Below are 1,046 nucleotides of genomic sequence, written 5' to 3' on the forward strand. Positions count from 1 at the left end.
ATTATAAGGCGGTTTTTTAACCACAACGATATGAACTTAATGAAAGAAATACCAAAAGGAAAAACAATTGTTGTAGCTTTTTCAGGAGGCGAAAGTTCCGCAAAGGCTTTGGAATTAGTTTTGAAAAAATATAAAGAAACACATAAAATTATAGTTTGCTTTTGTAATACAGGCGAAGAAGATGAGGAAACATTTATTTTTAGCAAAAAAATAGCTGAATATTTCAATATAGAAGTTATTTGGTTAGAATATGAAAGCGAAAGAGGTTTTAATATTGTTGACTTTGAAACTGCTTATAGAATTACGGATTGGGAAGAAGAAAACGAATACCCTAATCATCCTTTTCATAAATGGGTAAAAGATTATGGATTACCACAATATCCAGAAAGAACTTGTACAAGGGAAATGAAAGAGCGAACAATTACACGTTATCTTTCATCTATAAAAGAATTTCCTAGATTTTGCACAAGAGTTGTAGGTATAAGGTTTGATGAAATAGCAAAAAGGAAACCTGATAAAAACCAATATTACCCATTGATTTTAGAAGGGGTTACTAAACCGTATTTAAACAGATATTTTGAATATGAAATGCCATTTAGGTTACAACTCCCATCTTATTTAGGAAATTGCGGTGCTTGTATATCAAAATCATTAAGGAACTTGTGTACTATCGCTCGTGAAAGACCTAGAAAATTTAAGTTTTTCAAATTTCTTTCAGATAAATATGGAGAAGGTAAACACACTTTTTATAATAAATTTAAAACTGTTGATGATATTTTTGAAATGGCAAAAGATGAAAGTATAAAATCAGCAAAAGATAACAGATTTAATTTAGCACACCAACAAGATTTATTTTTTGATTCGGAACTTGATTCAGAAGGAGCTTGTGGTGGTGTTTGCGAGGCGTTCTCGTAAACTGCCTTATAACGGTTTCGGGCTTGGCGAAGGTGGCGATTTTTACCACAAATGTTGATGCGGAGAACCAAACTTTGATTAACCACAAATGTGTCTGCGTAGCACTGAACCGCCACTTTTGCCAAACCCGT

The 1,046-nt window shown here is 32.6% G+C and carries 1 protein-coding gene; it reads left to right on the top strand.

What is annotated here, in order from left to right; all coding sequences use genetic code 11:
- Positions 1-915 (top strand): phosphoadenosine phosphosulfate reductase domain-containing protein (locus IAI56_RS15740; RefSeq protein ID WP_222941034.1); only part of this gene is annotated, 915 nt, incomplete at its 5' end.
- Positions 916-1,046 lie beyond the last annotated feature (131 nt).

It is taken from the genome of Flavobacterium macrobrachii (assembly GCF_014486675.1).
In the GTDB taxonomy this organism is placed as follows: domain Bacteria; phylum Bacteroidota; class Bacteroidia; order Flavobacteriales; family Flavobacteriaceae; genus Flavobacterium; species Flavobacterium macrobrachii.